22 protein-coding genes are annotated in these 23,992 nt (G+C 55.3%); 8 read left to right on the forward strand and 14 right to left on the reverse strand.

All coding sequences use genetic code 11. The annotated features are described in order from the left end of the window. Positions 1-117: 117 nt before the first annotated feature. Positions 118-1,047 carry a DMT family transporter gene (locus tag ACN9MQ_RS02020; RefSeq protein ID WP_025205818.1) on the forward strand — a complete coding sequence of 310 codons (930 nt, stop codon included), beginning with the start codon at positions 118-120 and terminating at the stop codon, positions 1,045-1,047. Positions 1,048-1,092: 45 nt separating this feature from the next. Here ACN9MQ_RS02020 and ACN9MQ_RS02025 read toward each other — a convergent pair whose 3' ends face one another. Then, positions 1,093-1,737, reverse strand: a complete 645-nt coding sequence (locus ACN9MQ_RS02025; protein ID WP_032679427.1) for an OapA family protein — start codon at positions 1,735-1,737, stop codon at positions 1,093-1,095. A 233-nt stretch (positions 1,738-1,970) separates the two neighbouring features. Between ACN9MQ_RS02025 and fklB the strand changes: the two genes are divergently transcribed. Then, positions 1,971-2,591, forward strand: a complete 621-nt coding sequence (gene fklB, locus ACN9MQ_RS02030; protein WP_025205816.1) for an FKBP-type peptidyl-prolyl cis-trans isomerase — start codon at positions 1,971-1,973, stop codon at positions 2,589-2,591. Positions 2,592-2,904: 313 nt separating this feature from the next. Beyond that, the gene (gene cycA / locus ACN9MQ_RS02035; protein ID WP_014168338.1) at positions 2,905-4,314 is read left to right on the forward strand and encodes a D-serine/D-alanine/glycine transporter; all 1,410 of its coding nucleotides are present in this window, start codon (positions 2,905-2,907) and stop codon (positions 4,312-4,314) included. A 65-nt stretch (positions 4,315-4,379) separates the two neighbouring features. On the opposite strand, the gene ytfE is transcribed toward cycA, so the two are convergent. Next, positions 4,380-5,042 carry an iron-sulfur cluster repair protein YtfE gene (gene ytfE, locus ACN9MQ_RS02040; RefSeq protein WP_163304289.1) on the reverse strand — a complete coding sequence of 221 codons (663 nt, stop codon included), beginning with the start codon at positions 5,040-5,042 and terminating at the stop codon, positions 4,380-4,382. A 245-nt stretch (positions 5,043-5,287) separates the two neighbouring features. Between ytfE and ACN9MQ_RS02045 the strand changes: the two genes are divergently transcribed. Then, positions 5,288-6,937 carry a methyl-accepting chemotaxis protein gene (locus tag ACN9MQ_RS02045; RefSeq protein ID WP_193163458.1) on the forward strand — a complete coding sequence of 550 codons (1,650 nt, stop codon included), beginning with the start codon at positions 5,288-5,290 and terminating at the stop codon, positions 6,935-6,937. Here ACN9MQ_RS02045 and ACN9MQ_RS02050 read toward each other — a convergent pair. The 3 genes from ACN9MQ_RS02050 to ACN9MQ_RS02060 all read right to left on the reverse strand — a co-directional run bounded on the left by ACN9MQ_RS02050 (position 6,934) and on the right by ACN9MQ_RS02060 (position 9,729). Next, positions 6,934-7,899, reverse strand: coding sequence for a DMT family transporter (locus ACN9MQ_RS02050; protein ID WP_311382157.1), 966 nt, complete (start codon positions 7,897-7,899; stop codon positions 6,934-6,936). The genes ACN9MQ_RS02045 and ACN9MQ_RS02050 overlap by 4 nt on opposite strands. Positions 7,900-7,974: 75 nt before the next feature. Further along, entirely contained in the window at positions 7,975-8,799 is an 825-nt protein-coding gene (locus ACN9MQ_RS02055; RefSeq protein ID WP_151712122.1) for an AraC family transcriptional regulator, read from the reverse strand. Between the two features lie 81 nt (positions 8,800-8,880). Continuing rightward, complete coding sequence (locus tag ACN9MQ_RS02060) at positions 8,881-9,729, reverse strand: SDR family oxidoreductase (RefSeq protein WP_426021256.1); 849 nt, start codon at positions 9,727-9,729, stop codon at positions 8,881-8,883. An 84-nt stretch (positions 9,730-9,813) separates the two neighbouring features. On the opposite strand from ACN9MQ_RS02060, the gene ACN9MQ_RS02065 reads away from it, so the two are divergent. Next, on the forward strand, positions 9,814-10,200 hold the full coding sequence (locus tag ACN9MQ_RS02065; RefSeq protein ID WP_014168344.1) for a winged helix-turn-helix transcriptional regulator: 387 nt from the start codon (positions 9,814-9,816) through the stop codon (positions 10,198-10,200). A 44-nt stretch (positions 10,201-10,244) separates the two neighbouring features. Here ACN9MQ_RS02065 and ACN9MQ_RS02070 read toward each other — a convergent pair whose 3' ends face one another. After that, complete coding sequence (locus ACN9MQ_RS02070; protein ID WP_426021255.1) at positions 10,245-12,188, reverse strand: bifunctional 2',3'-cyclic-nucleotide 2'-phosphodiesterase/3'-nucleotidase; 1,944 nt, start codon at positions 12,186-12,188, stop codon at positions 10,245-10,247. A gap of 190 nt (positions 12,189-12,378) precedes the next feature. On the opposite strand from ACN9MQ_RS02070, the gene cysQ reads away from it, so the two are divergent. After that, entirely contained in the window at positions 12,379-13,119 is a 741-nt protein-coding gene (cysQ, locus tag ACN9MQ_RS02075) for a 3'(2'),5'-bisphosphate nucleotidase CysQ (RefSeq protein ID WP_014168346.1), read from the forward strand. On the opposite strand, the gene ACN9MQ_RS02080 is transcribed toward cysQ, so the two are convergent. Beyond that, positions 13,113-13,670, reverse strand: a complete 558-nt coding sequence (locus tag ACN9MQ_RS02080) for a YtfJ family protein (RefSeq protein WP_014168347.1) — start codon at positions 13,668-13,670, stop codon at positions 13,113-13,115. The two genes, cysQ and ACN9MQ_RS02080, sit on opposite strands and share 7 nt — an antisense overlap. 324 nt (positions 13,671-13,994) lie before the next feature. Between ACN9MQ_RS02080 and ACN9MQ_RS02085 the strand changes: the two genes are divergently transcribed. Further along, entirely contained in the window at positions 13,995-14,201 is a 207-nt protein-coding gene (locus ACN9MQ_RS02085; protein ID WP_003856054.1) for a DUF1107 domain-containing protein, read from the forward strand. Between the two features lie 78 nt (positions 14,202-14,279). Here the strand turns inward: ACN9MQ_RS02085 and ACN9MQ_RS02090 are convergent, their stop codons facing one another. From ACN9MQ_RS02090 to ACN9MQ_RS02115, 6 genes are all read right to left on the reverse strand, one after another. Further along, positions 14,280-15,617 carry a hemolysin family protein gene (locus ACN9MQ_RS02090; RefSeq protein WP_014168349.1) on the reverse strand — a complete coding sequence of 446 codons (1,338 nt, stop codon included), beginning with the start codon at positions 15,615-15,617 and terminating at the stop codon, positions 14,280-14,282. A 193-nt stretch (positions 15,618-15,810) separates the two neighbouring features. Next, complete coding sequence (locus ACN9MQ_RS02095; protein WP_014168350.1) at positions 15,811-17,358, reverse strand: MFS transporter; 1,548 nt, start codon at positions 17,356-17,358, stop codon at positions 15,811-15,813. Positions 17,359-17,425: 67 nt separating this feature from the next. Further along, positions 17,426-18,460: a Gfo/Idh/MocA family protein gene (locus ACN9MQ_RS02100; protein ID WP_244047609.1), complete on the reverse strand. Its 1,035-nt coding sequence runs from the start codon at positions 18,458-18,460 to the stop codon at positions 17,426-17,428. Between the two features lie 12 nt (positions 18,461-18,472). Further along, positions 18,473-19,540 carry a Gfo/Idh/MocA family protein gene (locus tag ACN9MQ_RS02105; RefSeq protein ID WP_426021254.1) on the reverse strand — a complete coding sequence of 356 codons (1,068 nt, stop codon included), beginning with the start codon at positions 19,538-19,540 and terminating at the stop codon, positions 18,473-18,475. Between the two features lie 2 nt (positions 19,541-19,542). After that, positions 19,543-20,721, reverse strand: coding sequence for a Gfo/Idh/MocA family protein (locus ACN9MQ_RS02110; RefSeq protein ID WP_196356058.1), 1,179 nt, complete (start codon positions 20,719-20,721; stop codon positions 19,543-19,545). Between the two features lie 16 nt (positions 20,722-20,737). Beyond that, on the reverse strand, positions 20,738-21,889 hold the full coding sequence (locus ACN9MQ_RS02115; protein WP_079231477.1) for a Gfo/Idh/MocA family protein: 1,152 nt from the start codon (positions 21,887-21,889) through the stop codon (positions 20,738-20,740). A gap of 193 nt (positions 21,890-22,082) precedes the next feature. Between ACN9MQ_RS02115 and ACN9MQ_RS02120 the strand changes: the two genes are divergently transcribed. Next, positions 22,083-23,141, forward strand: coding sequence for a LacI family DNA-binding transcriptional regulator (locus ACN9MQ_RS02120; RefSeq protein WP_044859779.1), 1,059 nt, complete (start codon positions 22,083-22,085; stop codon positions 23,139-23,141). On the opposite strand, the gene msrA is transcribed toward ACN9MQ_RS02120, so the two are convergent. Beyond that, positions 23,142-23,783 (reverse strand): peptide-methionine (S)-S-oxide reductase MsrA, encoded by a 642-nt coding sequence (gene msrA / locus ACN9MQ_RS02125; RefSeq protein ID WP_020882919.1) that lies wholly within the window; start codon positions 23,781-23,783, stop codon positions 23,142-23,144. Positions 23,784-23,992: the final 209 nt, after the last annotated feature.

Consider the following 23,992-nt stretch of genomic DNA (forward strand, 5'->3'; position numbering starts at 1 on the left):
TGCCGGCGTTTTGCTTTTTTAAGGGACCAGACTCGCGCTTTAGTGCTTGTAGGGTCGCTATTCCTGGCGCATTCGCTGATAATAAAATGAAACGCAATTTTATTTATGAGATTCGACATGGAAACCGCTCTGCCCACGCCCGTATTTGCCCGTCGAAAGGTGGCCTATGCCTGCGCCACGCTCTGCTGTCTGCTTTGGGGTAGCTCTTACCCGGCCATAAAAAGCGGCTATGAACTCTTCCAGATTGCCACTGATGATATTCCCTCAAAGGTCGTGTTCGCTGGTTACCGTTTTCTGTTTGCGGGTGTGCTGCTGCTTCTCTTTGCGTTAGCACAGCGCAAGCCCATCGGCAGGTTCACGCCCGGGCAGTTTGGGCAATTGACCGTCCTGGGGCTGACGCAGACGAGCATTCAGTACACCTTCTTTTATATCGGACTGGCCTACACGACAGGCGTGAACGGCTCGATCATGAACGCCACCGGCACTTTCTTCAGCGTGCTGCTGGCGCACTTCATCTACCACAACGACAAGCTCAGCTATAACAAAACGCTTGGCTGTATTTTGGGCTTTGCCGGAGTGATGCTGGTTAACTTCCACGGCGGGTTAAGCGAATTCAGCTTCGTCTGGAAGGGAGACGGGTTTGTGGTGCTGGCAGCCTTTATCCTTTCTGCCGCCACGCTTTACGGAAAACGCATCTCCCAGACCGTCGACCCGACGGTGATGACCGGCTGGCAGCTCGCTATCGGCGGCGCGGCGCTGGTGGCGGGTGGCTATCTCACGGGAGGGACGCTGGAAGTGCATAGCATGACGGCCGTCGCGGTGCTGGGGTATCTGACGTTACTCTCTTCGGTAGCGTTCGCCCTCTGGAGCGCGCTGCTGAAAGTGAACCGCGTAAGTATGATTGCCCCGTTCAACTTTGTGATCCCCGTTGCCGGGACGGTGCTGTCCGCCATTTTCCTCGGTGAAAACATTCTGGACATCAAATATGCGATTGCGCTGGTGCTGGTCTGCTCGGGGATTTGGTGGGTCAATAAGCGGAGTCACTAAGAAGGGCATTGCCGGGGGGCTGGCTCGCCTTACCCGGCCTGAACATTAACGTGCTCTGATAAAACTGCCGTCAGGCTGGCGGGTAAACAGCACCTGCTGGCCATTTCCCGTATCAATCGTGAGCCCGGTGACGACGCCGCTGGCATTCTGACGTATCTGCACCAGCTGGCCGTTCTGCAAATTACTGAGCGGCTTACCTGCGCCTTCCACCTGCGCCATGGCATACACATCGGTTGGTGGCAGATTGTGGTCGCGGAACAGCTGCGCAAGGGTTTTACCCGGCTCTACGCGATAGGAACGCCACTGCTGCTCAATGCCGGTTGGCTGCTGAGCCTGTGGCTCTGCCGGGGCCGCGGCCTGTTCCTGTGGCTGTTCATCCTGAATGGGTTCCGGTTCAACAGGCGCAACCTGTCCCGGATCGTTCGTCGGGGTGACCAGTTGCGTCTGCACAGGCTGTGTGTCCGGCTGCGGTCGCGTTTGCGACTGAATATCCAGCTGGGCATTGCGGGTCACCGTCGCGGTGTCGGCGTCATCGCCACCGGAAGGAAGCAGGAAGCCCACGATCACCATCAGCGCGCCAATGATGATCCCTCTGCGATGCAGAGGCGGCAGCGGGTCCATGATGCGAAAATTGTCCGGCGCCTGCCAGATTTTCGCCAGGGTAGGTTTCAGTTCAAATCGCCCGGGCATGGCTCTCCTCCTGCTCCGCGTCTTTTTTATCCTGTGCTCCGAAGTATAGTTTGCTAACTGCCTGAACGGCGTAGCAAACCCGACATCCGTGACATTCGTTCGGGATTAATCCTGGTTCTCTCTATTGTTTCTGTTTCGTCGCGGTTTGTCACCTTAACTTCAGACAAAGTTTTACCCATAAGGGCATGGCTGATATGCTGCCCGCTACTTTAAATGTGATGGAAGGAAAACCCATGACCACCCCGACTTTTGACACTATCGAAGCGCAGGCAAGTTACGGTATCGGCTTGCAGGTAGGACAGCAGCTGAGCGAATCCGGCCTGGAAGGTCTGTTACCCGAAGCGCTGGTGGCGGGTATCGCTGATGCGCTGGAAGGCAACAACCCGGCAGTTCCGGTTGATGTTGTGCACCGTGCGCTGCGTGAAATCCACGAACGTGCTGACGCCGTGCGTCGCGCGCGTTTCGAAGAGATGGCTGCAGAAGGCGTGAAATATCTGGAAGAGAACCGTGAGCGTGAAGGCGTGAACAGCACCGAGTCTGGCCTGCAGTTCCGCGTGATCAATCAGGGCGACGGCGCAATCCCGGCGCGTACTGACCACGTTCGCGTGCACTACACCGGTAAACTGATCGACGGTACGGTGTTCGACAGCTCTGTAGCACGTGGCGAACCGGCTGAATTCCCGGTTAACGGCGTTATCGCGGGCTGGATCGAAGCGCTGACCCTGATGCCAGTGGGTTCCAAATGGGAACTGACTATCCCGCACAACCTGGCGTACGGCGAGCGTGGCGCTGGTGCGTCCATCCCGCCATTCAGCACCCTGGTGTTTGAAGTCGAGCTGCTGGAAATTCTGTAATCAGCTTTTCTTATTTCCTCTCTCCTTCGGGGGAGAGGAATATAGTGATAAAACCTATAGTTACGACGGAATCAACATTTTATCTTGCAAACGAAACTGTTGCGTGTATTTTTGTGAGCTGTTTCGCGTTGTATGAGTGATATGACACTCACTTTAAACATATTATTAACATAATATCCAAATCATAGTATTCATCCCGCCGATTCTTACCTAATATCGATGAGTCCTTTCATGGGGACCGTTATTTTTTTGACGTATTTAAAGGCCAGAAGAGCCTTAACAACACAGACAGGCATAAACAGGAAAATATCACATGGTAGATCAGGTTAAAGTCGTCGCCGACGAAGAGGCGTCGTCTGAACAGTCGCTACGGCGCAATCTCACAAACCGTCATATTCAGCTCATTGCCATCGGGGGTGCCATCGGTACCGGGCTGTTTATGGGGTCAGGTAAAACCATCAGTCTTGCCGGGCCGTCGATCATTTTCGTTTATATGATCATCGGTTTTATGCTCTTCTTCGTGATGCGTGCAATGGGTGAATTGCTGCTCTCGAACCTCGAATACAAGTCCTTTAGCGATTTCGCTTCCGACCTGCTTGGCCCCTGGGCGGGCTACTTCACCGGCTGGACCTACTGGTTCTGCTGGGTGGTGACCGGCATGGCGGATGTGGTCGCCATCACGGCCTACGCGCAGTTCTGGTTCCCGGGATTATCGGACTGGGTGGCCTCGCTGGCGGTGATTGTTCTGCTGCTGAGCCTTAACCTCGCCACCGTTAAAATGTTCGGTGAGATGGAGTTCTGGTTTGCGATGATCAAAATCGTGGCGATTATCGCCCTGATTGTTGTCGGCCTGGTGATGGTACTGACGCACTTCCAGTCTCCAACCGGCGTTCAGGCTTCGTTCGCGCATCTGTGGAATGACGGCGGCTGGTTCCCGAAAGGCATCAGCGGCTTCTTTGCCGGTTTCCAGATTGCGGTGTTTGCCTTTGTGGGGATTGAGCTGGTCGGTACCACGGCGGCGGAAACTAAAGATCCGGAGAAATCCCTGCCGCGCGCGATTAACTCCATCCCGATTCGTATCATTATGTTCTACGTGTTCGCGCTGATTATCATCATGTCCGTGACGCCGTGGAGCTCCGTTGTACCGACCAAGAGCCCGTTCGTTGAGCTGTTTGTGCTGGTTGGACTGCCTGCGGCCGCAAGCCTGATTAACTTCGTGGTGCTGACCTCCGCGGCCTCTTCAGCCAACAGTGGGGTGTTCTCTACCAGCCGTATGCTGTTTGGTCTGGCACAGGAAGGGGTTGCGCCACGCGCGTTTGCCAAACTGTCTAAGCGTGCGGTGCCGGCGAAAGGGCTGACCTTCTCCTGTATCTGCCTGCTGGGCGGTGTGGTGATGCTCTACGTGAACCCGAGTGTGATCGGTGCGTTTACCATGATCACCACGGTCTCTGCGATCCTGTTCATGTTCGTCTGGACCATCATCCTGTGTTCTTACCTGGTGTACCGCAAACAGCGTCCACACCTGCATGAAAAATCGATCTACAAAATGCCGCTGGGCAAGCTGATGTGCTGGGTGTGCATGGCGTTCTTCGTCTTCGTGCTGGTTCTGCTGACGCTTGAAGACGATACCCGTCAGGCGTTAATCGTCACGCCGCTGTGGTTCATCGCGCTGGGGCTGGGATGGTTATTTATCGGTAAGAAACGTATGGCAGGCATGCGTTAATAAAAAAGGCCACAGATGCTGTGGCCGAATGATAACCTCAGGAAGGCGCTCTCGGGCGCCTTTTTTTATTCACCTGCGAGGGCACGCGGGAACAGGACGTTGTTCTCAATACTGATGTGTTCCATCAGATCGTCGATCATCTCGTTAATGCCGTTGTACATCGCTTTCCACGTGGTGCACGCCTCTGGTGGCGGTGTAACGTTATGGGTAGTGTGTTTAATCACTTCCAGCAGCTCGCCTGCATCATCATGTTCGCTTTCCATGACGCTGATGGGCCCCATCGCCTGGCTGCCCATACCCTGTTTGATCATCGGGAAGAGGATTTGCTCCTCTTTCATCATGTGGCTGGAAAGCTCTTCGTGAAGCAGGGTCAGGTATTTCGCCAGACCGCGTGGTACGGAAGGTTTGTCGGCGTGAACGCGCTCCACTTTTGTCGCCTGCAGGATCAGTTCAGGCAGCTGTTCACGGTGACGGTCGTGAAAACGCACGATGATATGGTCGATGATGTCGGCGAGGGCTGCAGTGCGCCAGTCTTTCTCAATGGGCTGCTCAGCCAGTTGCGCCAGCTCCGCTTCAATGAGCCCCACATCCAGCTCTTTACGCGAGGCGGCACGTGCCAGGGTTTGCTTACCGCCACAGCAGTAATCCATATCGTATTTACGAAACAGCGCGGACGCGCGCGGGATGGAGAGCGCCAGCTCGCCAAGGGGTTGGTCGCGGAAGGCCATAGCAGTTACCTCATCATCAATAATATAAAGTGCATTTTAAATGCATCTTTAAGGCGGCGCTATAACCCTTTAGAGGGAAGGGGAAAAGTGAGAACCAGATCACAAAAAAATAATGACTTTTAACTTGCTGAATGAATGCAGGAAATTACTTTAGAAAGTTTTTTAACGTGGGGAAACAGTAAACAACTCGCCGTGCCTGCCGATATATCCACGTCAGACAAACCTGCATATAAAAAAGGCAACGCATGTTTAAACGTATAAAAGTCATTACCCTTCTTATTTCGGTGCTGCTTGTGCTCGGCATCATGCAAGTCATTTCCGCCGGCATTTTTATCAACGCGCTGAATAACGACAAAGATAACTTCACCGTCTCGCAGCTCTCAAGCCAGAATGTCGCCGAGTTTACCGATGCATGGATCAGCCTCAACCAGGCCCGCGTAACCCTGAACCGCGGCATGCTGCGTCTGCAAAGCAGCATGGCGTCTCAGATTAACGGCGGCCAGTTGAATGAACTGGTGAACACGGCGAAGAACCTGCTGGCGGATGCACAGTCCCATTACGATAAATACTACGCTTTGCCTAATACTCCGGGTCTGGACGAGAATCTGGCTAACCGTCTGGAAGAGCAGTACCGTATTTACTCCGCCACGCTGACGCAAATGAACGTCCTGCTGGGCCAGGGCAATCTGGAAGATATGTTCAAGCAGAATGCGGAGCAGAAACAGACCGCGATGCAGAACGTGTACCGTGAATGGCGTGAAGCGCAGGCCGTCCTCACGGACAGAGGGATTAAAGATAACGAAAACGATTATAAACGTATCCTGTGGATCCTCTCTGCGGTCATGCTGCTGGTGATTGCCGTGATCGTTTCCAGCTGGATTGCAATGCGCCGCGTTCTGCTGCTGCCGCTCCAGGATGTGATCGGCCATATCCGCGCCATTGCCGCAGGGGATTTGACCCAGCCGATTCAGGCAGAGGGTAAGAATGAAATGGCAATCCTGGCGCGCAACGTTCAGGAGATGCAAACCTCGCTGGCAAACACGGTGGGCGTGGTGCGTGAAGGCGCAGACACCATTTACACCGGTGCAGGGGAAATCTCTGCGGGCAGCAACGACCTCTCTTCCCGTACCGAGCAGCAGGCTGCCTCTCTGGAAGAGACGGCTGCCAGCATGGAACAACTGACCGCCACGGTAAAACAAAACGCCGATAACGCACGTCAGGCTTCCCGTCTGGCACTCGATGCCTCCTCAACCGCGAAGAAGGGCGGTAACGTGGTGGAGGGTGTGGTGCGCACCATGGACGACATTGCGACCAGTTCCAGCAAAATTGCGCAGATTACCAACGTAATCGACGGCATTGCCTTCCAGACCAACATCCTGGCGCTGAACGCGGCGGTGGAAGCCGCGCGTGCAGGCGAGCAGGGCCGTGGCTTTGCGGTGGTCGCAGGTGAGGTGCGTACCCTTGCCCAGCGTAGCGCTCAGGCTGCAAAAGAGATTAAAGCGCTGATCGACGATTCCGGCGAGCGCGTGAATGCCGGCTCACAGCTGGTAAACGAAGCCGGGGCGACGATGGCGGAGATCGTGAATGCGGTCACCCGCGTGACCGACATCATGGGCGAGATTGCCTCTGCCTCTGACGAGCAGAGCCGCGGTATCGATCAGGTAGGTCAGGCGGTGGCCGAGATGGATCGCGTGACCCAGCAGAACGCCTCGCTGGTGGAGGAGTCTGCGGCAGCGGCGGCGGCGCTGGAAGATCAGGCGGCACGCCTGAACGAAGCGGTGGCGGTGTTTAAAATTACCCGCAACCCGGTGGTCAACGCCGCGCCGGTGAAAAGCTACACTCCAGCGGCTAAACCTGTCGCGGCGATGTCTGAAGCGAACTGGGAAACGTTTTAACTCTCTGAAGCCGGAACGACCATCGGTTTTTCCGGCTTTGCTCTCACCGCCATCACGACCCCAACGACCAGCAATATAATCCCGCAGGCGGTTAACAGCGGCGGTACGCTCTGGCGCATCAGGAAGGTGTAAAGCAGCCCGGCCAGCGTTTCGAATACAATCAACGGCCCTAAAATTACCGTCGGCAGCTTCTGGCTGGCGATATTCCAGCACAGCGCGCCCACCCACGAGCAGAGCACCGCAATCGCCAGCATCAGCCCGACAAAGACCCACGGTCTCGGCCCGAACGGTTGAGCGAAATCCGGTTGCTGGTGGCCTAACCAGAGACAGGCCCCCATATAGCCCATAAGCGAAACCGGGAGCGTGACCAACGCCTGAGCCGTCGCCCACATCATCGGGTGTTTATCCGGGTTTTCCCGCAGCCAGCGCGCATTGCGCAGGGCATACCACGCCCAGCACACCACGGAAACGAATGCCAGCAGGATGCCAGAACCGTAACGCAACAGCGAGAAGTCCTCCAGCCCATGCTGCAGCTCGGCAATGTTGACGCAGACCAGCCCCACGGCGGTACACACCAACGCTGGTACCATTTTTGACCACGCCAGTTTCCCGTCGCGGTGGCTGTAAAGCAGGTTAGCGAAGACCGGGATCACCACGGGCAGCGTGCCGATAATCATGGTAGATACCGGTGCACCGGTTCGCTGAATGGCGCTCGCCAGGCAAACATAATAGATAAGGTTGCCCATCATGGTCAGCGCCAGCGCGGTGAACCAGTCCTGTCGGCCGAGTTGACGCAAACGTGCACGACCGAGCCACGCCAGCGGGAGAGCAATCAGCCCCAGTGCCAGATAACGTCCGGTCGACTGCAGTATTGCCGGGTACTCCGGCACGATCAGCGGGCCGACAAAGATCAGTCCCCACATCAGACCCGCAAGCAGGGCATACAACACACCACTAATCATTTTTCCATCCACATCGGTTTATTCTGCGTTCAGTGTAGGAGGGGGAAGGGCGCACGTATTGTATGAGGTTGCGCATCAGCGCTTAACGACCTGCTTCTGGTAGCGCACGGGGGTAATGCCATAGCGGTGGGTAAAGGCGCGAGTCAAATGGGACTGATCGGTCAGCCCGGTCGCGGCGGCGACTTCGGCGGCGGGCATGCCGCGCGTGAGAAACGCTTTGGCGCGCCACAGGCGGATAGCCATCAGCATCTGATGCGGAGTGACATGGAAATGCGCCTTGAACTGGCGCTGAAAATGGTAGGGGCTGAGTGAGACCACGTTGGCCAGCTCGTCCAGCGTCAGGGCGTGCATGTAGTTGTCGTGCATATACTCACGAACCCGTTCGAACCGGTGGGCACCTTCCCGGGTAATCGGTGCGTGGCGGGCTAACGGCTGGAAGGTCTCGATCAGATCCAGCAGCAAGCCTTTTTGCGCCAGCGGGTCGTCCGTATGCCACAGGCCATAGATAAGCCTGCCGATTTGCTGTGAGCGCAGCGGGTCATGGCGGGTTACGTCGCTAAACCACCAGTGGCGAAGGCCGGTCACCTCTTCCAGCAGGTCGGGTTCAATGTAAACCATCCGGTAGCGCCAGCCGCCATCCGTCGCCGACTCCCCGGTGTGGATCTCGTCCGGGTTCATGGTCACGACGGATTTTTCCGCCGCGAGATGCTGGGTACCGCGATAGCGAAAGCGTTCGGCACCGGTTTCAATGGTGCCGATGCCGAAGGCTTCATGCGTATGAGGCTCAAAGGCGTAGTCAGAAATATGCGCGTGATAAAGCTCCAGGCCCGGCAAATGCGCCAGATGGCGAAAGCGCGCGCTGTCTCTCTCATCAATGAACTGTTCCGGTACGCCCTGCACGGTGAACCTCCTCATGAGTCATCTCTCCATTATCAGAGATGACCCGAGGGGATGCTACAAAAAATAACCATTTTGCAACATTTACAGAATGGCTTTAATGCTCTCTGAAAGCAGTGTGGTTGGACGCCCGATCAGTTTGCTCAGCGTATGGCTGTCGTCAAACAGACCGCCTTTAGACGCGCCCACATCGGAGTCCGCCAGCATATCCGCCAGCCCGGCAGGCAGGCCAACGCCCTTCAGCGCCGCGGTAAAATCCGCCTCGCTCATGTTCTGATACGTCACGTTTTTGCCGCTCTGTTTGCTGAGTTCGGCCGCCAGTTCGCTCAGCGTCCAGGCGTGGTCGCCGGCCAGCTCGTATACGTTGCCTGCATGGCCGTCCCCGGAGATGACTTTTGCCGCGGCAGCCGCGTAATCCGCACGGGTGGCAGAGGCGATTTTGCCTTCACCGGCCGCGCCAATAAATACGCCATGCTCCAGCGCGGGCGGTGCGCTCGCCAGATAGTTTTCGGTGTACCAGCCGTTACGCAGCAGGGCGTAAGGGATGCCGGACTCCGCCAGCGCCTTCTCCGTCGCGACGTGTTCAACGTGCAGGCCCAGCGGCGATTTATCTGCATGCAGCAGGCTGGTATAGGCGATGAATTTCACGCCAGCGGCTTTGGCAGCATTAATGACGTTCTGATGTTGGGTGGCGCGCTGACCCACTTCGCTGGAGGAGATCAGCAGCAGCTTTTCTACGCCATTAAGCGCGGAGGTCATTGTGCTTTCGTCAGCGTAATCCCCCTGACGAACGGTAATTCCCTGCTGGCGCAGGGCTTCAGCTTTTGCCGGATTGCGGACAATCGCCACAATCTGGTTTGCCGGTACGGTGTTTAACAGCTGTTCGATAACGAGCTGGCCAAGCTGGCCGGTTGCGCCGGTAATTGCGATCATGATGAATCCTCTTCGTGTTTGTCTGGTGTTGTGGCACACTAGCACCATAGCTAACTTTTAGTAAGTACGTACATAAAGGTAAGTATGAAAACAACGATACCGACACTTAGCGAACAAATGCGCGATGGCAACCTCTTCGCGGAACAGTGTCCTTCCAGAGAGGTTCTCAAACATGTCACCAGCCGCTGGGGCGTGCTGATTCTGGTGGCCCTGCGGCAGGGAACCCACCGTTTCAGCGACCTGCGCCGAAAAATGGGGGGCGTCAGCGAAAAGATGCTGGCCCAGTCGCTACAGGCGCTGGAACAGGACGGGTTTGTTAATCGCGTCTCGTATCCGGTTGTACCACCGCACGTTGAGTATAGCCTGACGCCGTTAGGGACAGAGGTGAGTGAGAAAGTGGCCGCGCTGGCGGACTGGATAGAAGTGCATACGCCGCAGGTGATGGCGAACCGGGAAGAACGCGCGGCGTAAAGGCAGGCCGGGTAAGGCGAAGCCGCTACCCGGCACACACCGCGTTACTTGCTTAAATCCACCTGATAAATGGCGAAGCCAATATCATCCGTTGCAACTTTCTTCATCGGATAGTGGGCTTTATCGTTAATAAACGCCGCCGCTTTATCGGACGGTGAAGTTTCAAAACGGATGTCCAGCGGCGTGTCGCTGTGAATGGGGGCCAGGCGCCAGTTGTTGTCCACTGCCGGATGAATGCCCCCCGCTTTTTTGGACTCCGCGCTGATCCACGCCGCCAGCACCGAGCGGTTCTCGTCCGGTGAGGCAAAGGCAATATGGCCATCTCCCGTGCCGGCAAACTTGCCGCCGTAGGCGCGGTAGTTATTGGTTACCACCAGGAAGGTGGCATTCGGGTCGATGGCTTTGCCCTTAAAGGTCAGGTTTTTGATGCGCTCGGCCTGCGGGTTAATGACCTGGCATTCGCCGTCATATTTTGCAGGCTGGGTAACATCAATCTGATACTCCACGCCGTCAATCACGTCAAAGTTATAGGTCCGGAACCCGTCCCAGTTAATCAGCGACTGCGGCTTGCTGCTGTGCGGATCAATCTGGTTAAACTGCCCGGCGGAGCACTCCAGCCACGCTTTCACCTCTTTGCCCGTCGCTTTGACCACCACCAGGGTGTTCGGATAGAGGTAGAGATCGGCGGCGTTACGGAAGGTCAGCTGGCCCTTTTCGACTTCAACGTAGCTTGCCGGGTCATTCTTACGCCCGCCCACCTTGAACGGTGCCGCGGCCGACAGCACCGGCAGTTTTGCCAGGTCCGGGTCGCCCTGAATAACGTGTTCGACATAGGCTTTTTGCGCCATGTTAACCACCTGGACAGTCGGGTCATCCTGCACCAGCGCCAGGTAGCTGTACATGTTATCCGCCGATTTACCGATCGGCTTGCTGACGAAGTCGCGGGTGGCGTCGTGATCGTGCTTCAGCACGTCGACCAGTTTTTTATCTTCGGCGGCGAGTGATTTTTTAGCCGCAGCGTCGTAAATCGGGCGCGCCTCTGCTTTTGACTGAGTGACCTTCCAGTCGCCGCCGTCGTTATTGAGGACCAGATCCACCACACCAAGGTGGTCGCCCCACATGCCCGGCATCACCGACGGCACGCCATTGAGCGTCCCTTTCTCGATGTCTGCACCCTTAATGTTGGCAAAGTCCTTACCCGGGAAGACCGCGTGGGCGTGGCCGAACAGGATCGCATCGACGCCCGGGACTTCACTCAGATAATAAACGGAGTTTTCCGCCATGGCCTGATACGGATCGGCGGAGAGTCCCGAGTGCGCAACCACCACAACCAGATCTGCGCCTTTTTCGCGCATTTCCGGCACGTATTTGCGCGCAGTTTCGGTAATATCGTTAACGGTCACTTTACCGTCGAGGTTGGCTTTATCCCAGGTCATGATTTGCGGCGGCACAAAGCCGATATAGCCGATTTTAAGCGTCTGTTTTTTACCGTCCTGATCGACAACCTCGGTCTCTTTAATCAGATAGGGGGTAAAGAGCGACTTCTGCGTCTTAACGTCGATGATATTGGCGTTAACGTACGGGAATTTCGCGCCAGCCAGCGCATCGTGCAGGTACTTCAGGCCGTAGTTAAATTCGTGGTTGCCCAGGTTGCCGACGGTATAGTCCAGGGTGTTCATCGCTTTATACACCGGGTGGATCTCGCCTTTCTTCAGCCCCTTCGCCGCCATATAGTCCCCGAGCGGGCTACCCTGAATGAGATCGCCGTTGTCGACCAGCACGCTGTTTTTAACTTCATTGCGGGCGGCAGCGATCAAACTTGCCGTGCGTACCAGTCCGAATTTTTCCGTCGGGGTATCTTTGTAGTAATCGAAGTCCATCATGTTGCTGTGCAGGTCGGTAGTTTCCAGAATTCGCAGGTCTACCGTCGCCGCCTGTACGCTCACTGCAATCAGCGTCGCCAGGAGCGTTGCGCTAAACTTAATCATCAGAGGAGTCCTTTTTTCGATCCAGGCCACAAAAGAGTATGTATCTATAGCGTGTTGCTTACAGAAATGTGAATCCTGACAGAAAAAAGCGCCATGAAACCAGAATTGCTTCACAGATAGCGGAATTGTTCCCATTACGATATAACTAAAACAAAGAGTTAACCCCACTGCGTTAACAAAGAGGTGGAGAATGTTAGATAAGATTTGTCAGCTCGCACGGGATGCGGGAGATGCCATCATGCAGGTGTATGACGGTGCAAAACCGATGGAGGTCGTCAGCAAGGCAGATGACTCTCCGGTCACCGCGGCAGATATCGCGGCTCACAAGGTGATCCTGCAAGGACTGCAGGCCTTAACGCCGGATATCCCGGTCCTGTCAGAAGAAGCGCCGCAGAGCTGGGACGAGCGTCAGCACTGGCAGCGTTACTGGCTGGTGGACCCCCTCGACGGCACCAAAGAGTTTATCAAGCGTAACGGTGAGTTCACCGTCAACATCGCGCTGATTGAAAAAGGCAAAGCGGTGCTTGGGGTGGTATACGCGCCGGTGATGAAAGTCATGTACAGCGCTGCAGACGGTAAGGCGTGGAAGGAAGAGTGCGGCGTGCGTAAGCAGATTCAGGTGCGCGATGCGCGTCCACCGCTGGTGGTGATCAGCCGGTCGCACAGCGACAGCGAACTGCAGGAATATCTGCAACAGCTGGGTGAACACCAGACGACCTCGATTGGTTCATCACTGAAATTCTGTCTGGTGGCGGAAGGTCATGCTCAGCTCTACCCTCGCTTTGGGCCAACGAACGTCTGGGATACCGCGGCAGGGCATGCGGTCGCCACGGCCGCCGGGGCACATGTTCATGACTGGCAGGGGAAGCCGCTGGACTACACCCCGCGCGAATCCTTCCTTAACCCCGGCTTCCGCGTCTCTATTTATTGAGCCAGCAGTTTGTGCAGCAGGGCGACAACCTGCTGCACCTCTTCCTGGGTTAATGCCCCGTCTTTCACCCACTGCACGCGGCCGTCTTTATCCAGCACGATGATTGCGGAGCTCTCTTCCTCCAGCTGCCACGCCTTACGCGTCACGCCGTTGCTGTCGACAATAAACTGCGACCACGGATAGAGTTTTTTATTGCTCTCAAGGCTTGAACGCACAAACATGCCGGAGCCAGGAATGGCATCGTCAGTATTAACAATCGTGGTGGTCTGGTAGCGGTCGTGTGGGAATTTTGCGGCCTTGATCGCTTCCACCAGGTTGGCATTTTTCTCTTTTGCGGATGTACGACCGGCAATATGTTGTACAACTCTCACTTTGCCTGCGAGCTGCGCGCTATTCCACGCTTTGTAGCTAAACTTATCATTGTCGAGAATCAATTCTCCCCGGTCAGCAATGCCGACTGGTGGTACTCGTTGTCCTTTTTCAATCGCGTGAGCGCTAGCCCACAGAGGCAGAAGCAGACAGGCTGCTGCAAGGATAGTACGTAGGGTCATGGTGTTTCCTTATTGTTTGCAGGTGATCCGACCACTTGGTCATACGCTTTTAATCATAAGTGCGATCAATGTGGTTTTCCCGCAATCCCGATGCCAGTTTGCGGGTGAACGCACATATCCATGAAAAAACGACGGCTTATACTGCCCTGAGTGAAGCTTTGCAAAGATTATTCTGAATAATTGTAATCAAACGGTAAATAAACTTATGCATACTGGGTAACACCGTAGTTCTGGTCTATAGTCTTTGGGCAACAAAATTTGCGCTCAGGACAGTCGGGCCGATTGTGGCACCGCAAGAGCGTATGATTCGCAGGAGATACAAGAATGAAAATTTTCCAACGCTACAACCCGCTTCAGGTGGCGAAGTACGTGAAGATCCTGTTCCGTGGACGGTTGTATATCAAGGATGTTGGCGCTTTTGAGTTTGATAAGGGCAAGATCCTTATCCCAAAAGTGAAGGACAAGCAGCACCTGTCTGTGATGTCTGAAGTCAACCGTCAGGTTATGCGTCTGCAAACTGAGATGGCTTAACCAACGTGCTATGCAGTAGTTAAAAACGCAGTTGATAAAAAAACGGCTCCCGATGGGAGCCGTTGATGTTTATGGGCCTTACGCCGACACTTTCTCTTCTGCGTCAGGCATCCGCGGCACCAGCACGGTCGGTTTATTATCGATACGCGTCACCAGCAGCTGGTCGATGCGGTAGTTATCAATATCCACCACTTCAAACTTGTAGCCAGAGAACTTCACCGAGTCGGTACGTTTCGGGATTTTTCGCAGCATAAACATCATAAAGCCGCCAATGGTCTCGTAATTACCTGACTGCGGGAACTCGTCGATATCCAGCACGCGCATGACATCGTCAATCGGCGTACCGCCGTCGATAAGCCATGAGTTCTCGTCACGCTGCACAATCTGCTCTTCCAGCCCCTGGCCAACCAGGTCGCCCATCAGCGTGGTCATCACATCGTTGAGGGTGATGATGCCCACCACCAGCGCGTATTCGTTCATGATAACGGCAAAATCTTCACCGGCCGTTTTGAAACTTTCCAGCGCTTCAGAGAGGGTGAGGGTATCCGGAACAATCAGGGTATTGCGGATCTGAACGCCGCTGTTGAGCGCCAGGCTCTGGTTGGCCAGCACGCGGTTCAGCAGGTCTTTCGAGTCCACATAACCGATGATGTGGTCGATATCTTCATTACAGACGAGGAACTTGGAGTGCGGGTGCTCGGCCACCTTTTGCTTCAGGCTCTGCTCGTCTTCGTGCAGGTCGAACCAAATCACGTTTTCACGTCCGGTCATGGAAGACGGTACGGTACGGGATTCCAGCTCAAACACGTTCTCAATCAACTCGTGCTCCTGCTTGCGCAGCACGCCCGCCAGGGCACCCGCTTCGAAGACCGCATAGATATCATCAGAGGTGATATCGTCTTTTCGCACCATCGGAATTTTAAACAGGCGGAAAATGCTGTTGGCCAGGCCGTTGAAGAACCACACCAGCGGACGGAACAGGAACAGGCAGAAGCGCATCGGGTTGATGATGCGCAAAGCCACAGCTTCTGGCGCAATCATACCGATGCGTTTCGGGGTCAGATCAGCGAAGAGGATGAACAGGCCAGTCACCAGCGAGAAGGAGAGAATAAAACTCAGTTGCTCGGAGAGTTCAGGTGAAAAGTAGCGTGCGAAGAGGCCATGAAACACTGGTGAAAATGCCGCATCCCCCACGATACCGCCCAGGATGGCGACCGCGTTCAGGCCAATCTGCACCACGGTGAAAAACATTCCCGGGTTTTCCTGCATTTTGAGTATGCGTGATGCGTTAACGTTGCCTTCGTCAGCAAGCAGTTTCAGTTTGATTTTACGGGAGGCGGCCAGCGAGATCTCGGATATCGAGAAAAATGCACTGACGGCAATGAGACAAAGTATCACTAAAATACTGTTTAACATAGTTTATCCGGCTTCAGCCAGATCCTCGGAAGGGAAGTTAATTACATTTGTGTGAAGACACATAGAACGTCAGCTCGTAGCGTTGAGCTGATTATTTCAGCGGGTAGTATAGCGTAAAGGCGTGTAAATCTGCCAGAGGTCACATTTTGGCATAAAACCGGCCGGACAGCGAAGCGCTGTCCGGTACGTACGGCTATTTTACTGCGGATAAACTGGCGTTTCCTGCCGCCCGGCGCGTGGCATCCCCTCCCCACACCTGGTCATACTCATAGCCGGTGAGCTGTTTGATCACCACGCGGGTGTTGGCGTCGCAGTCGCGATAATCTCCGCCCAGCTTGCGGCGCGCAATCTCCTTCAGCAGCAGCTTGTGCGTCTCGCGGGTCAGTTTAAATTTATAGGTCGTGAAGAAGCTCACGGCCAGAAGGGCCGCCGTCGCGAAAATCAGCAGGCCGATAATGGCCCCCAGCGCGCTTTCAGGCTGTGCGCCGCTGCCCTTCACAAACCCTGACTCCTGCAGCACCAGACCGATGATCATAATGGCAATCGCCACGGTGCTTTTGCGGGTCAATACCATCACCCCGGCAAAAATCCCTTCGCGGCGCTGCTGCGTTACAATCTCATCGATATCAGGGATGAAACTGTAGATATTCCACGGGATGTAATAAAGACCAGAGCGGGCGGCACCGAGCAGGATAAAGACTCCCGAGAACAGCAGCGTTGGCACCTGCGTTTTGGTGAGGTAGACCGTAAACAGGAATACCAGCACGGCGAAGATACAGCCATAGGAGAGGCGTAGCGCGGCGGACGGCGTGATATTCAGCCGGTTCAAAAGTAGCATAAATCCGTACGTGCCTGGTACTGAGGCAAAGGCGGCAATGCTCAGCCAGCCCGACACGGCCGCCGCATCCTGGCTCAGACAATAAACGACATAATAGGTAAAGACCGAGCCGAAGACGTCCATCGCAGTAAACGAGAAGATATAAATAATGATATGCAGGCGGAATGCGCGGATGCGAAAGGACGAAAAGAGGTCCAGTACCAGATATTTCAGATGATTGGCTACCCCGCTGCTGCGCTGGTTATCTATCTTAAAATCGGACTCCTGATGCACATCTTTCGCTTCCCACGTGGTGTACCACGTAATAAACACCGCAAGGCAAAAAACGCAGGAAAATATCAGTCCGGTGAGCGTATAGGTAAACGGATTGTCTTTCCCGGTGAACTGCATAATGACGCCGGGGACGGAAACGGCAAGGAACCCCCCAAGCTGAGAGCAGATCATGCGCACCCCTGAAAGTCGGCTGCGCTCTTCATAGCGGTTCGTCATTTCTGCGGCCAGCGTCTCCCATGGCACCAGCACCATCGCCGACAGCAGTTCAATCGAGAGATAGGTTCCCAGGTAATACCAGTACCCCATATCCGTCAGCCACAGCAGGGCATACAAAAACATTAACGGGGAACTCAGTAATAAAAAGAAACGGCGACGGCCAAATTTACGGCCGAGCCAGGTACCCGCAAAATTATCAGTGATATAACCCATGATCGGGCTTAACAGTGCATCAATGACGCGGGCGATAGCAAATATAGAGCCCGCTTCAATAACAGACAGCCCGCAATAGGTCGTGTAAAAAAATAACAGCCAGGTGCCGATAATGGCGAAAGCGCCTCCGCCAAACAGATCGGTTATGCCGTAGCCAAGCGCCACGCCATAACCAACTCTACGTTCAGTTGGTTTGACCATAATAATATCCAGTGTAGGGTAATGATTAACCCGTTTTACGGGGCGTATTTTTATTAACGTCTGGAATTCAAATTACGTTCTGGTTGTTGATATTTATCCATTGTCTTGTTTGAGATGAGCGATAAATAGCCTCCACAAGGGTGAGTGATTTTCCTGCGGTACGGATATCGATATAGTCTCTGTTTTCCGGATGCTGAACGGCAGTATAAAACCGGTGGATCGCCTGCTGATGTCCCAGCCCCCAGTAGCTTTTTACCGTGCCGTCGGGGGAATCATCGCTTGCCAGTTTTAACCGCTCACCCGGCGTGACGCGCCAGAGAGTGTTGTCATTCAGCAGCAGCGAGCCGTGTTCACAGTGGATCTCCAGCAGGAGAGGGGCGTCCGTGGTGTGGCAATTGCTGGCATAAAACAGGCCGCGGGCGCCGTTGGCGAAGTGTAGCGTGGCCATTGCGCTGTCTTCGCCTTCGGTCACCTCTGCCAGCTCACCGTTATCCACCACGCCTTTCACTCGCGTCACGCCTTCGCCGAACCACTGCATCAGGTCGAGCGTATGGATTGCCTGGTTGATCAGCAGACTCCCGCCTTCTGTTGCCAGCCGACCGCGCCAGGGGCTTTGCGTGTAGTAAGCGCCCGCGCGTGACCATGTGAGTACTGCCCTGATGCTGAGCATTTTCCCCAGCTGTCCATGGCCTAACTCCTGCCGAATACGCTGGCTGGTGGGGTTGAGCCGGTTCTGATAGCACACGCCGAGCAGGCTCTGAGCCCGATCGGCGGCACGGGTGATATCAATGAGTTCGCGGGTGTTCATGCCCACCGGTTTTTCGCAAAAAACATGCTTCCCGGCGGCGAGTGCCGCCAGAATCATCTCTTTATGCTCGAAATGGGGCGTACAGATGTGTACCACGTCGATGGCATCATCCAGCAGCATTTCCCGGTAATCCTGATAAAAACGGCATTGATAGTCTTTCGCCAGCGCCAGTCCTTTAACGCTGTCGATGTCGACCAGCGCACGCAGTGCGACGTTGGGTATCTGGCGCAGGGCATTGACATGGCAGCCATGAATCGCCCCGCCGCCGATGATAGCGGTATTCAGGATAGTCATCTCCGGCTCCCCTTAACCCGCCGCGTTAGCGAGCATTTGAGCCTTCACGCAGAGCTCCGCAGCCTTGAAAGCGTGCGCCTGCGTCATGGCATTTTCAGTCCGATGGAGACAGTCGAGGATCAGTTCGCCAAAGAACGGGAATCCGACCTGGCCTGCTACCGGATAACGGAACTCCCCCTCTTTATTGACGAGATAAACCACATCCTGCTCGCCGCGGGTTAAATCGACGTATTTGCGGATTTCGATGTAGCCCTCAGTGCCGAGCAGCGTCAGTCGCCCGTCACCCCATGTGGACAGCCCGTCCGGGGTAAACCAGTCGCAGCGGAAGTAGCCGCTGGCGCCGTTTTCGCCTTTGAGCATTGCATCGCCAAAATCTTCAAAGGCGGGGTACTGCGGGTGTTTAACGTTCCGGACCTGGCTTGCTATCACGGTGGCATCGCGGTTGCCGGTGTAAAAAAGGAACTGCTCAATCTGATGGCTGCCGATGTCACACAGGATGCCGCCGAAGTATCGCCGATCGTAAAACCAGTCCGGCCTTCCTTCGCCTTCACGGTGTGGGCCTGTCCCCAGCGTTTGTACCACGTCGCCGATGGCACCTTGCTTTACCAGTTCACCGGCAAAGACAGCACTCTCAACATGCAGACGTTCGCTGTAGTAAACCGCGTATTTCTTACCGGTTTTTTCAACCATCGCTTTGGCATCTGCCAGCTGTTCAAGGGTGGTGAGCGGCGCTTTGTCGGTAAAGTAATCCTTCCCCGCTGCCATCGATTTCAGCCCCAGCGCACAGCGCTCAGAGGGGATGGCGGCGCCTGCCACCAGACGCACCTCGTTATCGGCGAGGATCGCCTCCAGCGAATCCGCCACTCTGGCCTGCGGATACTGCTGGATAAATTTATCCACTCTGGACGGATCGGGATCGTAAACCCATTTCAGCGTGGCGCCGGCTTCAATCAGCCCGTTACACATTCCATAAATATGCCCGTGGTCGAGCGCGGCAGCGGCAAAGACAAATTCACCTTCCCGGACAACGGGCTGAGGTTTGCCGACTGGCGCGTAGTTCATTCCGTCATGTTTATTCATCTTCAGATTCCTCGATCCAGATCTTTACCCAGGGGGATAGCGCCCACTTCGCTGAAGTTGGCCACGCTTGCGGATTTCTCATGAAAACGGGGGGCGAGGGTGTTAATCCCGCCGGTACGGTAAAACGGATCGTCACGTGGAATGGGGAGCGAGACCACGGTGCGGGTGATGGCAGATTTATAAATTGCGGTAATCAACTCCAGCGAGCGTTTTCCCTGTAATCCATCCACCAGCGGAGCCGTGCCGCGTTCAATACTCAGTAGCAGGTCGTTAATCTGCCCGGTATGCAACGTCCACGCGAGTGCCGGTGTCTGCGCAAAAACAGCGTTGAGCTGTGCTTCCCGCTGCTGGTCGTGAGTTTCCTGAGGAAAACCGTTATCGGCACTCACGCTGGCACAGGCTTGCCAGGGGGCAGAGATGCGCGCACGATCGCCCTGGATGACGATCGTCTGATCTTCGCCGTGATGCACCACCGAGGCGGTAAGCTGCGTGAGTGCGCCGCTGGGATATTTGAATATTGCGGCGCTGAGGTCTTCCACTTCGGCATTGTCATGCGCCACGTTGGTCATCATCGCCACCACCTCGGATGGAAACCCGAGCATCCACTGAATAGCGTCGATATGGTGAACCGCGTGATTGAGCGTGCAGCCGCCCCCCTCTTTTTCCCAGGTGCCACGCCACCATAGATCGTAATAGCAGTGGCCGCGCCACCAGAACGAATCCACCTGCGCATGGCAGATTTTGCCCGCGAGGCCGGAATCCAGCGCTGCTTTTAAGCGCCAGAAGGCATCGGTAAAGCGATTTTGCGCAATGATGGAGAGCGTTTTGCCGCTGGCCTGCTGAGCCGCAATCATCGCGTCACACTCCTCAAGCGAGGCGGCCATCGGCTTTTCACACAGCACATGGCACCCGGCCTCCAGTGCATCAATGCTGATCTGTGCGTGGACATACGGTGGGGTGCAGACATCGACGATATCGACATCTGGCTCGGATGCCAGCATCTGCTGATGGCTCTCATACACGCGGGCCTGCGTCAGGCCGTAGCGCGTTTTTTTCTCGTGCGCTTTTTCCGGGTAGATATCCACCAGCGCGACAATCCGGCAGCGCTGACCAAACTGCAAATAACCCTGAATATGGTTATGTGAGATATTGCCTGTACCTACAATGGCGATATTTAGCATCGTGTCGTCTCCGGAGTTACCAGGTGCCTGAGGCATCAAGCGTCACGTTTATGGCCTCTTTAGCAACTGAGGTGCTGATGCGTTGCTGGAGCAGGCGCAAGTAGTGTTTCTCGTTGATCGGCAGTTCGACCCAGTCGTCAGTCCAGGTGGAAAGATGCATGGCATTGGAGAGCGTCAGGCCGTGGATCCCGTCCAGGCCCGGCGCAATCAGCGGTTCACCGCGCAGGATGGCGGCGCAGAAGTTTGCGGTAATGACATGATGTTCGCTGCATTCGGCGGCGACAGCAATGTCGACCTCCCAGCATTCAGGCTCCCCAAAACCGTTTTGCCAGCGGGCGTTAAAGTCGGTTTCGGACTCACGTAGCCGCCAGTAGCGAAGCCGCCCCTCTTCGACGACCACTTTGCCGCGATCCCCGACGATCTCCAGGCGATTTGTCCCCGGCGTTTCTGCCACGGTAGTGATAAATACACCGGTAGCCCCATTGGCATACTCGGCATAGGCGGTGACCTCGTCTTCCACTTCAATGTCACGATGTTTGCCGAACTGGCAAAACGCGCGCAGGCGGACCGGCATGCCCACCAGCCACTGCCAGAGATCGAGCTGATGCGGATCCTGGTTGAGCAACACGCCGCCGCCTTCTCCTTTCCAGGTCGCGCGCCAGCCGCCGGAGTTGTAGTAGCTCTGCGAGCGGTACCAGTTGGTGATTATCCAGTTAGAACGGCGGATCTCGCCCAGCTCACCGCTGTCGATAAGATCCTTAACCTTCCGGTAGAGCGGGTTTGGTCGCTGGTTGTACATGATGCCAAACACCACGTCGCACTCGCGCGCGCAGGCGTTCATCTCCTGCACCTGCGCCGTATAAACGCCTGCCGGTTTTTCACACAGGGTATGAATGCCGTTACGCATTGCCAGCATCGACAGGCGCGGATGTTCGTAATGGGGCGTGGCGACAATCACCGCGTCGATAAGCCCGCTCTGGATCATCTCCTGGGCATCACTGAACAGGGGAATGGCCCCCACCAGCTGGCGAATGGCCGGGTGTTTTTCCGGTGCATTGTCACAAACTGCCGTCAGGCAGGCGTCATTGACCGTACCCGCGAGTAAATAACGTGCGTGGACCGTACCGATATTACCTATACCAATAATGCCAAAACGTACCTTCTCCATGTCACACCTTAATTTCAGTTGAAAAGAAGTGATGACCGGAAAATAGGAAAGGCGAGGCGTAGCGACAATGTGTTTTTGTGAGAATACTCGCAAGGTGAATAAGTAATCTCCAGGCTTTCTGAAATTTGGTTTTAAAATCAAAAGGCTGTTTCTGCAAATATTTGCAAAAACTGATTGAGAGCGAGGTCACACTATGCCGGGCAGGTTAAAAATGGAGGAGATCGCGGCCCTCACGGGATATTCCGTTAGCACGGTGTCGAGGGTATTAAGCGGCAAGTCATATACCAGCGATAAAGCCCGGGATGCGATCGTTCGCACCGCCCGAGAGCTGGGCGTGCTGGAGTCCATGGCCAGTGGACGGCTGTTGATTAACGGTATTGCCGTTTTTGCTCCGGAAAGAACCTTTCAGGGGCGCGGCGATATTTTTTATCTTGAGGTGACCAAAGGGATTGCTGAGGCCTGCTCGCCACACAATGTGTGGGTCAGCTGTTGCGGATTAGAAGAACAGCACGCCGATGTAAAATTATTTATGGAAAAGGCCAGCCAGAAGAACATCAACGCGATAATTATTATTGGTACTGATGATGCCACCATATTTAAACTGGCCAGCACGCTCAATAAACCCTGCGTCTTAATTAATTCCGTGGACCGGGAGCGGGTACTGGATTCGGTATCACCCGATCACCGGGCGATCGGCTTCACCGCCATGCAGTATCTCTTTGAACAGGGGCACCGGCGGATCCTGACGCTGACCTGCCTTCGGCGAGATACGCTTTATGCTCGTCTGGATGGCATTAAAGAGGCGTATCGCCATTTTCACGTCGCCTTTGAGCCGCAGCGTGATTTACTCGTGACGGAGTGGTTTACCGCAGACGAAGCCGAGCGGGCGCTGGATGAGTGGTTGCTGAGTCATGACAGAGCGCAGTGGCCAGAGGTGATTTTCCCGAACAGCACCAGCATGACCGAAGGTGTGGTGAGGGCATTAACCCGCCACGGGCTGCGCGTTCCGGAAGACATTTCTCTGATTACCACCGATTTTGCCTGGAATTTAGCGCACCGGCTGGAAAAACCGGTCACGGGGGTCACGGTGCCCTGCCGCGAACTGGGGATTGAGGCCGTGCACCTGCTGCAGACCCGCCTTAACAGGCCGCAGGCACCGGTTTTTAACCTGCTGTTGCAGGGAAAAGTCATGAATTATGGGTCGGTCAGTAATGCCACGCGCCACGCGGCTCGCGTGGCGCTAGACCAGTAATCAGGCCAGCTGTGGTGGCAGGCAGACGCCGATACCCCCGATACCGCAGTAGCCGTACGGATTTTTATGCAGGTACTGCTGGTGGTCGTCTTCCGCATAGTAGAACGGTTTGGCGGAGGCGATTTCCGTGGTGACCTCGCGATTGTCACCGGCATCGTGCATCGCTTTCTGGAAGCGCTCAAGGCTTGCGCGGGCGGCCGTCTCCTGCTCAGGAGTGAGAGGGTAGATAGCCGAACGGTACTGGGTGCCGTGGTCGTTACCCTGACGCATGCCCTGGGCCGGGTCGTGGTTTTCCCAGAACACCTGCAGAAGTTGCTCATAGCTAATGACGGCAGGGTCATACACCACGCGTACGGCTTCGGCATGACCGGTCTCGCCAGAGCACACTTCGCGGTAGGTTGGGTTTGGCGTATACCCCCCCGTGTAGCCCGCCGCGGTGCTGTAAACGCCGGGGAGTTGCCAGAAGAGGCGTTCTACGCCCCAGAAGCAGCCCATGGCGAACAGGGCGATTTCCATTCCATCAGGAACGTTTGTCATTGAATGGCCATTCACGGCGTGTAAGGTCGCCACAGGCATAGGGGTGTTGCGTCCCGGTAATGCATCAGCTTGTGAAACAAGATGCTTTTTGTCGAATAAACTCACGATGGGGGCCTCCCGGGCTGCGATGTTTCGGTTAAGGTTGTCACGAAGCGTTTAATTGAACACAATAAATGCGCTGAATGAGTCTAGATTTAATCATAAGAAATATTTGGGTGTTACACCCGTTTTCAACCCGTGATGTGGGTTTTTGGCTAACAGGCCGTATTTTGCCGCGGAGCGGCACTTCATTTGCTTCCAGGGTGGAAAAAGGG

Source organism: Enterobacter sp. R-25, assembly GCF_049913205.1.
GTDB classification, from domain to species: domain Bacteria; phylum Pseudomonadota; class Gammaproteobacteria; order Enterobacterales; family Enterobacteriaceae; genus Enterobacter; species Enterobacter ludwigii.

What these genes read in the sequence shown, in the direction of transcription:
- ACN9MQ_RS02115 (WP_079231477.1), bottom strand. Translation starts at nt 21,889, where the DNA reads ATGGAGAAGGTACGTTTTGGCATTATTGGTATAGGTAATATCGGTACG.
- ACN9MQ_RS02020 (WP_025205818.1), top strand. Translation starts at nt 118, where the DNA reads ATGGAAACCGCTCTGCCCACGCCCGTATTTGCCCGTCGAAAGGTGGCC.
- ACN9MQ_RS02090 (WP_014168349.1), bottom strand. Translation starts at nt 15,617, where the DNA reads ATGTTAAACAGTATTTTAGTGATACTTTGTCTCATTGCCGTCAGTGCA.
- cysQ (WP_014168346.1), top strand. Translation starts at nt 12,379, where the DNA reads ATGTTAGATAAGATTTGTCAGCTCGCACGGGATGCGGGAGATGCCATC.
- ACN9MQ_RS02065 (WP_014168344.1), top strand. Translation starts at nt 9,814, where the DNA reads ATGAAAACAACGATACCGACACTTAGCGAACAAATGCGCGATGGCAAC.
- ACN9MQ_RS02060 (WP_426021256.1), bottom strand. Translation starts at nt 9,729, where the DNA reads ATGATCGCAATTACCGGCGCAACCGGCCAGCTTGGCCAGCTCGTTATC.
- ACN9MQ_RS02025 (WP_032679427.1), bottom strand. Translation starts at nt 1,737, where the DNA reads ATGCCCGGGCGATTTGAACTGAAACCTACCCTGGCGAAAATCTGGCAG.
- ACN9MQ_RS02050 (WP_311382157.1), bottom strand. Translation starts at nt 7,899, where the DNA reads ATGATTAGTGGTGTGTTGTATGCCCTGCTTGCGGGTCTGATGTGGGGA.
- ACN9MQ_RS02085 (WP_003856054.1), top strand. Translation starts at nt 13,995, where the DNA reads ATGAAAATTTTCCAACGCTACAACCCGCTTCAGGTGGCGAAGTACGTG.
- fklB (WP_025205816.1), top strand. Translation starts at nt 1,971, where the DNA reads ATGACCACCCCGACTTTTGACACTATCGAAGCGCAGGCAAGTTACGGT.
- ytfE (WP_163304289.1), bottom strand. Translation starts at nt 5,042, where the DNA reads ATGGCCTTCCGCGACCAACCCCTTGGCGAGCTGGCGCTCTCCATCCCG.
- ACN9MQ_RS02100 (WP_244047609.1), bottom strand. Translation starts at nt 18,460, where the DNA reads ATGACTATCCTGAATACCGCTATCATCGGCGGCGGGGCGATTCATGGC.
- cycA (WP_014168338.1), top strand. Translation starts at nt 2,905, where the DNA reads ATGGTAGATCAGGTTAAAGTCGTCGCCGACGAAGAGGCGTCGTCTGAA.
- ACN9MQ_RS02120 (WP_044859779.1), top strand. Translation starts at nt 22,083, where the DNA reads ATGCCGGGCAGGTTAAAAATGGAGGAGATCGCGGCCCTCACGGGATAT.
- ACN9MQ_RS02070 (WP_426021255.1), bottom strand. Translation starts at nt 12,188, where the DNA reads ATGATTAAGTTTAGCGCAACGCTCCTGGCGACGCTGATTGCAGTGAGC.
- ACN9MQ_RS02095 (WP_014168350.1), bottom strand. Translation starts at nt 17,358, where the DNA reads ATGGTCAAACCAACTGAACGTAGAGTTGGTTATGGCGTGGCGCTTGGC.
- ACN9MQ_RS02045 (WP_193163458.1), top strand. Translation starts at nt 5,288, where the DNA reads ATGTTTAAACGTATAAAAGTCATTACCCTTCTTATTTCGGTGCTGCTT.
- ACN9MQ_RS02105 (WP_426021254.1), bottom strand. Translation starts at nt 19,540, where the DNA reads ATGAATAAACATGACGGAATGAACTACGCGCCAGTCGGCAAACCTCAG.
- ACN9MQ_RS02080 (WP_014168347.1), bottom strand. Translation starts at nt 13,670, where the DNA reads ATGACCCTACGTACTATCCTTGCAGCAGCCTGTCTGCTTCTGCCTCTG.
- ACN9MQ_RS02110 (WP_196356058.1), bottom strand. Translation starts at nt 20,721, where the DNA reads ATGCTAAATATCGCCATTGTAGGTACAGGCAATATCTCACATAACCAT.